This is a genomic window from Methanobrevibacter oralis (genome assembly GCF_001639275.1).
GTDB lineage: Archaea > Methanobacteriota > Methanobacteria > Methanobacteriales > Methanobacteriaceae > Methanocatella > Methanocatella oralis.
This window is the reverse complement of record NZ_LWMU01000050.1, coordinates 23,067-31,418: the sequence shown is the minus strand read 5'-3', so window position 1 is coordinate 31,418 and position 8,352 is coordinate 23,067. Positions and strand designations below refer to the sequence as shown.

8 protein-coding genes are annotated in these 8,352 nt (G+C 28.7%); 7 read left to right on the top strand and 1 reads right to left on the bottom strand.

What is annotated here, in order from left to right:
• The first annotated feature begins 185 nt into the window (after positions 1 to 185).
• The 7 genes from MBORA_RS03290 to MBORA_RS03270 all read left to right on the top strand — a co-directional run bounded on the left by MBORA_RS03290 (position 186) and on the right by MBORA_RS03270 (position 6,346).
• Positions 186 to 2,507 carry a hypothetical protein gene (locus MBORA_RS03290; RefSeq protein ID WP_042693409.1) on the top strand — a complete coding sequence of 774 codons (2,322 nt, stop codon included), beginning with the start codon at positions 186 to 188 and terminating at the stop codon, positions 2,505 to 2,507.
• A gap of 4 nt (positions 2,508 to 2,511) precedes the next feature.
• Positions 2,512 to 3,276 carry a hypothetical protein gene (locus MBORA_RS03285; RefSeq protein WP_042693407.1) on the top strand — a complete coding sequence of 255 codons (765 nt, stop codon included), beginning with the start codon at positions 2,512 to 2,514 and terminating at the stop codon, positions 3,274 to 3,276.
• A 50-nt stretch (positions 3,277 to 3,326) separates the two neighbouring features.
• On the top strand, positions 3,327 to 3,998 hold the full coding sequence (locus MBORA_RS03280) for a cysteine peptidase family C39 domain-containing protein (protein WP_042693405.1): 672 nt from the start codon (positions 3,327 to 3,329) through the stop codon (positions 3,996 to 3,998).
• 362 nt (positions 3,999 to 4,360) lie between these two features.
• A complete protein-coding gene (locus tag MBORA_RS03275; RefSeq protein ID WP_063720225.1) occupies positions 4,361 to 5,536 on the top strand; it encodes a pyridoxal phosphate-dependent aminotransferase in 1,176 nt (391 codons plus the stop codon).
• Positions 5,537 to 5,545: 9 nt separating this feature from the next.
• The gene (locus tag MBORA_RS10515; protein WP_155930810.1) at positions 5,546 to 5,716 is read left to right on the top strand and encodes a hypothetical protein; all 171 of its coding nucleotides are present in this window, start codon (positions 5,546 to 5,548) and stop codon (positions 5,714 to 5,716) included.
• 69 nt (positions 5,717 to 5,785) lie between these two features.
• A complete protein-coding gene (locus MBORA_RS10510; RefSeq protein WP_156482689.1) occupies positions 5,786 to 5,956 on the top strand; it encodes a hypothetical protein in 171 nt (56 codons plus the stop codon).
• A gap of 21 nt (positions 5,957 to 5,977) precedes the next feature.
• Positions 5,978 to 6,346, top strand: a complete 369-nt coding sequence (locus MBORA_RS03270) for a putative zinc-binding protein (protein WP_042693404.1) — start codon at positions 5,978 to 5,980, stop codon at positions 6,344 to 6,346.
• Here the strand turns inward: MBORA_RS03270 and MBORA_RS03265 are convergent.
• A complete protein-coding gene (locus MBORA_RS03265; RefSeq protein ID WP_042693403.1) occupies positions 6,343 to 8,121 on the bottom strand; it encodes a ribosome biogenesis/translation initiation ATPase RLI in 1,779 nt (592 codons plus the stop codon). The two genes, MBORA_RS03270 and MBORA_RS03265, sit on opposite strands and share 4 nt — an antisense overlap.
• Positions 8,122 to 8,352 lie beyond the last annotated feature (231 nt).

Here is an 8,352-nt window from a genome sequence, read left to right as displayed (position 1 = left end):
CAATAGAATTTATGGAAAAACTATTTGAAAAAGAATTCTATAGAATCGTAAATAGAGATTCCTACTATAAAAATTGGATCAGTAAATTCATCATGATTAACTAAAAAATTTTTTGTCCGAAACTATATAAAAACTTAAATCTTATTCAAAGTTTTAGCGAACAAAAATATGCAACAGTTCAATTAATGAATCAAGTATGTTCTAATGATGAATATTTAAGACAAAAAGTAGAAGAATTAAATTATTTAACTCCCCCATCTGTGAGAAAAAGATTTAATCCAATTCTTGTTGATGAAAAACAAAGCTATGGTCAGAGTATTAGTACAAATAATGAAGTGATGTTTAGTACAAGTACTCAAGAAGAAATTTATGTTGATTTTACAGACGAATCTTTTATTGATAGTGAATTATCAACTTGTAAAATAGAATCGGTTTTAGATGATAATGGAACTATTATTAAAAGAGCAATTTTGCCAAAAAAACAAGTGAGTACTTTATTTAAAGATACAAAACACCTTAGTGCTGATGGAAAAATCAATTCCTGGTGGTATGTTGGTTATGATAAAGCAAAAAATTACCAATTAAGACCTGATTGGATAAAATCATGGAAAGATGGTGAAATTCCGTCAGTTTGTCGAGCTCAAACATTTAAATGTGTTAATGGTGGAATTTTAGAAGCAATTAGTTTATCACTTCAAAATAATGGAGTAAAAAGTTCTAATTGGGGTAGTCCATTATATGTGCAAATTTGGGGCACTAAAACAAAACAGTATAATAAAACTGTATGGGATAAAAAGAAAAGAAAATCTGTAAAAGTTAGTGGAAAAGAAACAATTCATGTTCCTAATGGAAATATTCATAAACCTTTAGCTGAAACTTCTTTTAATCCTAGTAAAATGAGTCCCGGATTTGTTTCTATTGTTTTTGATCAACCATGTAAACTTGAAACTGGAAAATATTATACTATTTGTGTATTCTCTCCTTTAAGTCATTATGAGCATTGTCCACGAATTGGTGGGTGGGGACGTAACTGTGATAAAACAAAATATTCTGATGGGGATGCTTTTTTATCTATAAATAATGGTAGAACATGGTATAGGTATGGTAGAAATGATTTAAAAGTTGATTATAAGTTTGGAAAATACACTCCTCAAGATTTTGCATTTCAACTAAATATTAGGAGATATGGTGAGGAGTATGATGGTGAAGAAAATTATTTATATTTAACTCCAATTTTAACTAATCCAATTACTCATGTTAGTTTAAGTGCTGATGATGAGGGAGGAACAAGTGCAAGTCCAAATACATTTATTGTTTATGAAATATCCACAAATGGAAAAGTGTGGACACCTATTTCAAATCAAACAATAGCGTTAGAAACACCATCTCAATTATTACTTGTTCGAGCTAAAATGTGGCAAACAAGCCCAGGTAATACACAAACTCCATCTATTGATAATTTAAGAATAAATTTAGCAACTCAATTACCAAAAGAAATGTATGTTAGAACTCATTTCTACTCTCCAAAAACAAGTCCAATGTTAGGTGCAAACTTGTGGGGTAGAATTTATGCTCCATTTAAATTAGATCCAGATGTGGATTGTACTGTTGAAATTATTCAAAATAAATTAGTCACAGAGCATTTTGATATTATTACTGCAGAAGAATTAGATGAGTATGTTTGGATTGATGGAGTTAATCCTCCAAGTGATGATTTAGAAGAAAGGTATATTTATTTGATTAATAATCCTTCTGTTGTTCAAAGGTTAAAGGAACATAATGTTTATGTAAAACCATATGTTTTAGAGGGTACAAGATACATGTTTAGTTTTGAAGAAGGGCTTAAATTCATTAATAGTCCTAGTTACCCCTTAAAACAATGTATGATACAACCTCGTGGGGAAGAATACGTACAATCATATAGTGAATGGTTTGATTATTTATTTGATTATGATACTGATATTTTGAAATTTAAAACTATTTTAAATAATCAAGGAAATGTAAATGAGGATCTCGATTTACTAACAAATATGCCTGTTGGAAAATTATCAGTAAGTTATAATCCATTATTTGTTGATGGTTTAACAATTGATGAAGTTGGTGCCAGGATAAATGAAGATAATTGTTTGAATGAAGAGGGTTTAATTCTTGACTATTTCAAAGAAAAAATCATTATAAATGATGAAATTCTTGAAACTAGAAGAGTGCCAATTAGAGTTGCAGCAGTTGATCCTCTTAAAGAAATTATCTTAAATAAAGATTCTGACAATGAAAAAATATTATTTGAAGACATTCATTTTAGTATGGATTATATAAATAACGAATTAATCTTTGAAGTAAATAATACAGATACAACATCAACTTTATTAAAAATAGGGGATGAATTAGAAATTATTTACACTCCCAACTTAGAAGACACGGGTATTGCACTTGCTTATCATGCTCATAGAAAAAATACAGACAACCAATGTCGCATAAAATCAAATTATATTGAATACAAGGTGTAAAAATATGGTGAATTTTAAAACAAGAGTCTTTTTTGAAGAAGAACAACAAATCATAGGTGCAGAAGTAATTGTACAATCAGAAAATGGAGATAAAATTGGTGCAATCCAAATTGTAGATGAACAAGAATTAAATGCCCTAAGAGCTCAATTAGATGTTTTAGATAGTACTTACATTAAAAGAGGTGAATTATCTGAAACATTAAATAATGCTATGTTAACAACTCCGATAAATGCAACAAAATTAAATGGTTTAGAAAGTGATAAATTCGCAAAAACCAATCATAGCCATAATTACAGTCCATTATCCCATGCAGCACCAACAAATATGTATGGTGTAGGTTCAACAACAGATTATGGGCATTGTAAAACTATTGATAATTTAAATAGTAAGGGTTACCTTGCAGGAGAAGCATTATCGGCTAAACAAGGAAAAGTTTTAAATGATAAAATAAATAATGTTGCAAATAAAAATGGTTGGAGTAGTAAAAAAACTATTAATTCATTTGCAAGTTATTCTGTGAATCCTGATTTAAGACTTGTTTCATTATCATATAATCGTGAAGATTATACTGGTTTTAAAAGTAGTGGTGGTCATAAAACTTTACATACTAATTTTATTCCAGATGCATATCGTCCAGGAACTAGATTAACTATTCCTATTTATAGGGGTGATGTTGTTGCATCGATAAGTGGGCGAGATTTACTTTTGCATAGTCTTAGAACTTTCCCGACAATAGGGGTTCATTTTAAAATGTTATGGAAATATTAAATAATTTAATTCTACTCATCAATTTTTTTTAGGGGAGGAATGATAATTTTATGATTAAATTTATGAATGATGTTATCGTTAAAGCATCAAAAACAATTAGAAAAAATATTAAAGAAGGAAAAGGAGTCCCTACTATGTTAGTAATGATGGATAGTAATGGGAACTCACATAAACTATCTAAAAAAGAGGTTGCAGGGATATTTGAGGCGAGAAATGTTTTTATACTTAAAAAGGGTAGATTGCCTAATTATGTGACTTTAAACTCTACTGCAAACAATCCATTAGTGATGGATTATCAAAACAACAAATACAATTGTTGCCCGACTAGTTTAAGTATGGCAATTCAGATGTTATATTCGTATAAAAGTGAAAATGTTTGTGCAAAAGCATTAAAAACAAATACGGCCGGTACTGCTCCATTAGATTTGGTAAGTGGTGCTAAAAATCTTGGATATGAAGTAAAAAGAATTAGTAGAAATAAAGCAAGTGTTAAAGCTCAATTGAATATGGGTAAGTCAGTTATTGCACATATTCAGACAAAATCTGCTACTTGTTTAGGTTATGTTGGTGATTATGGGCATTATGTGTTAATCTATGGAATGTCAAGTGATAATTATAAAATCGCAGACCCTACTAAAGGGATAAAAACTTGTAGAACTGGAATTTTAGATAAAGCTACTAATGGACGCGAAATACACTATTACAGTGTTAGTCCATTATAAAATTATTTTTTTTTATGAAAAGGTTTGCACATGAAAAAAATCAAGTTTAAAATTTACAAAGGTATAAACCTTTTTTTTGGTTATGGATAATCTATTTCTCATGTGCAATAAGTTATTTTATTAAACTTACTATATATTAATTATGTTATGTTATAGTTACTTCGTGTGTTTTTTAAATTGTTTGTAATACTTTTTATCATGTTTTTTATTACTGTTAAAAAACATTAATACTCAAAAAACTACATTAATTATTTCTACTAAAAAAATAAAACATTAATATAAAAATAAGAGTGATAACTATAATGATAAACTTAATTAATGACTTTAAATAAATAATAATTTTGTAATTATCGTGTGATATTATGAGAGATAGTGATTATGACATAAAGCATCCTAGAAAGAAATTTCAAAAAACTGAAAGGGTGCCTCCAAAAGGTTATCATTGTTCTAATGACTTTTTTGAAGACATGTTCATGGATAAAGATATGATTTGGATGGGTCAAAATACAAATCATTTACATGGAGACATTATAGCTGATGCAATGGCTAGTTGTGTCAAAAAAAAAGAATATTGTAAATATCCTCCTCCAGAAGGATTTTCAGAGCTAAAACAATTAATTTTGGATGATCTAGGTTTTAAAGACCTTGATGTATTATTAAATGCTGGAGCTACTGAATCATTATATCTCTGTATGCAGGCCTTACTTGAAAAAGAAGACAATGTTATTTTGTCAGATCCAGGTTATTTTATTATTGGGGACTTTGCCAATAGATTTGCAGGGGAAGTAAGATATGTATCTATTTATAATGAAAAATATAATTATAAACTTACTCCAGAATTAGTTAGACAAAACATGGATGAAAATACTCGTATGATTATTTTAATTGATCCATTAAATCCATTAGGATCTTGCTATACTGAAGATGAGCTTAAAGAATTTGCTCAAATGGCTATTGAAAATAATATGTATCTTTTACATGATATAACTTATAGAGATTTTTCAAGAAAACATTTCTTAGTTGAAAATTATGCACCAGGTCAAACATTAACAATTTATAGTTTTTCTAAAATATTTGGAATGGCAGGTTTAAGAATGGGTGGAGTTGTAGCTTCAAAACCTCTTGTTGATGTTTTAAAAAATGCTGTTGTTAATGATTTGGGTGTTAATATTGTTGCACAGTATGGTGCTATGGCAGGTTTAAAAACTAAAAGTGAATGGATTGACGATATTAAAGAAACTACATTCCATAATCAAAAATTAATAAAAGAAATGATTGATAAGATTGATGGAGCATTTTTACCTGTTTATCCATCTGATGCGAATATGATGGTCATTGACTTATATGGAACTGGAATTAATCCAAAAGACATGTCAAATTATTTAATTAAAAAAGAAATTTTTACAAGGGAAGGAGAATATACAAGCGAATTATTTGGAGATAGATATTTACGTGTTAGTTTCTCTATTCCAACAAAAGATGTTGAAAAATTCTGTGAAGAATTTCCTAAGGCTGTTGAAGCTTTAAGAACAAATTAAGTTAGTGATATGAGAGTTAGATATCATCAGATTCTTCTTAATTTTTATTTATGTAATTATTCTTCAAATAATAAAACCGCTATTTCTAATAATCTTTGGAAAAACTTAATAAATGGATTTAAAGCTAATTTTATTTACCCATTAGATAATAAAATTGGTTTAAGAGCAGTTACAATGTAATCTATGGATGCAGCTATTTTAAGAAGCATTATTGAAACATCGATTAGATGAATGACCTAATATGGGTTCATGATTAGTAAAACATGTGGAATTTGTATTGCAAGATGTCCACATTCTGCCTTTTATGATGAAAAAATCATTAAAAAAACATGTCTTGCTTATAAGGATGGTTGTAGCAAATGTTTAATAATGTGTCCATTTCATAAACAAGATTATGAAAAAGTTAAAAAAAAGATATGAGAGAATGAAAAGGTGAGGGTTATGTGTGATAAAATTGCATTAATTTCTTGTAGTGGATTAAGTCCACTTGGGTTAGTTGTAAGAGCAGCTACTATTGAATTAGCTTTAGAACATGAAAATATTGTTGCAGCATGTATAACTGAATATTCTGCGCAACCTAATATTTGTAGTCCTATTCTGGATGACGCTAAAATTGTTTCAATCAGTGGATGTGGTGATGATTGTGTTTCTTCTATACTTGATAGAAAAATTATAAAAAATATTTCAGCTGATTTTGTTGTTAAAATATATGATTTACATCCTAATGATTCGGTTAGATTAGATGATGATGGTGAAGAATCAGTAATTGTTTTAAAAAAATATATCTTAAAAGAAATAGAAAATATTTAATCTGATAAATAATAATATTCTCCTTTTTCTTTTTGTTCACGATCTAGATAACTATCAAGTTTATTAACTCTAGGTCTTTTTGTTTCTTTATCTCTTCTAAATGTAATGTTTAAATTTTCTAAAAATTCATTCATTGAGGTTCTAAGATCAGTTGGTTTTGAAGCATGACCTTCTAAACCAGGTGTTCCATCAAATACCATTGCTCTATCAGATATATAATCAATAAATACAATATCGTGGTCTACAATAAGTGATGCGGCATTTTTACTTTCAACTATTTTTCTAATAACTCTCGCAGCAGTTAGTCTTTGTTCTACATCTAAAAACGCGGTTGGTTCATCGAATAAGTAAATTTCAGCATCTTTTGAAAGAGTTGCAGCTATTGATAATCTTTGGAGTTCCCCACCACTTAAACTTTTAACTGCTTTGTCTAATATTGCCTCAAGATTAAATGGAATCATAATTTCACTTTCAAAGATTTTACTTCCGTAACTTGGTGCATTCATGTACAAGTAGTCATTTACACTTCCTTCAAAGTTTGTAACAATATATTGAGGTTTATATGCAATTATGACTTCTTCATTTACTTTTCCTGTGGTTGGTTTTTCAACACCAGCTAACATTTTGGCAAAGGTTGTTTTTCCAATACCATTAGATCCAAATGCAGTTACTATTTCATCATAAAAAATATCTCCAGCATCTACACTTAATTTAAATCCATCATAATCTTTATTTAGGTCTGTGTAACTAGCTAATGGATCACCTTCATCTTCAGGTGTTGGTGGTCTGATTGTAAATTCAATAGGATTTTTTCTTATTCTCACATTTTCTTCTGCTAAAAATCCTTTGATGTATGCATTAATTCCAAGTCTAACTCCTTTTCTTCCAGATACAACACCATATCCTCCTGGTGAACCATATAATATATGAATATTGTCTGATAGTGCGTCTAATGTGGCTAAATCATGTTCAATAACTAAAACACTTTTTCCTTCTTCTGCAAGGGATCTTATTACACGAACTGCATTAAGTCTTTGGGATACATCTAACCATGATGTTGGTTCATCAAAGTAATAAAAGTCCCCTTCTCTTAATACTGTTGCAGCTATAGCTACTCTTTGAAGTTCTCCACCACTTAGATTTTCTATTTTTCTATCAAGGACATTTAATAAGTCTAATTCTTCACAAACATAATCAAATTTATTTTTTTCATCTACATTTTCAAGTAAATTTCTAACATTTCCTTTAACAACTTTTGGAAGTTTATCTACCATTTGTGGTTTAAGGATTGTTTTTATTTCTCCGTTAGCTAGTTGTTTAAAATAATTTTGAAGTGCTGAACCCTTGTAATATTCAATTACTCTATCCCAATTATTAACAGGATTTTCCCAATCTCCAAAGTTAGGAATTAAATTACCTGTTAATATGTTCATGATTGTTGATTTACCAATACCATTTTGACCAAGCAAACCTAAAACACTGCCTTTTTCTAAGTTTGGAAGCCCAAATAATTCAAATTGATTTTGACCAAATCTATGAATTGGTTCTCCAATAGCTTCAGGTAAATTGATGATGTGTATTGCATCAAATGGACATCTATTTGTACAAATACCACATCCTTCACAGAGCTGTTCAGAGATTAATGGTTTTTTAGTATTTTCATCAATAACGATGGTGTCTTCATCCATTCTAACACCTGGACAGTAATTGATGCAAAGATAATCACATTTTTTTGGTTGACATCTGTCTTTGTCTAATATTGATATACGAGTCATTATTATCTCCTTTTATTATAAAATAATCGCCACATATTTTGTTATGTATTTAATAATTTTTAAACTTTGATTAAAAATAGCTTTTTTTTAATAATTATCATCTATTTAATTTATAATTGTATAAGTTAATATAATTTGGTGGTTTTATTAATGTAATTTTAAAATTGTTTAAAGAATTAGAGAGTTATATTATTTAATAGACATTTTTTATAGGTTTTTTAGTCAGTTTAT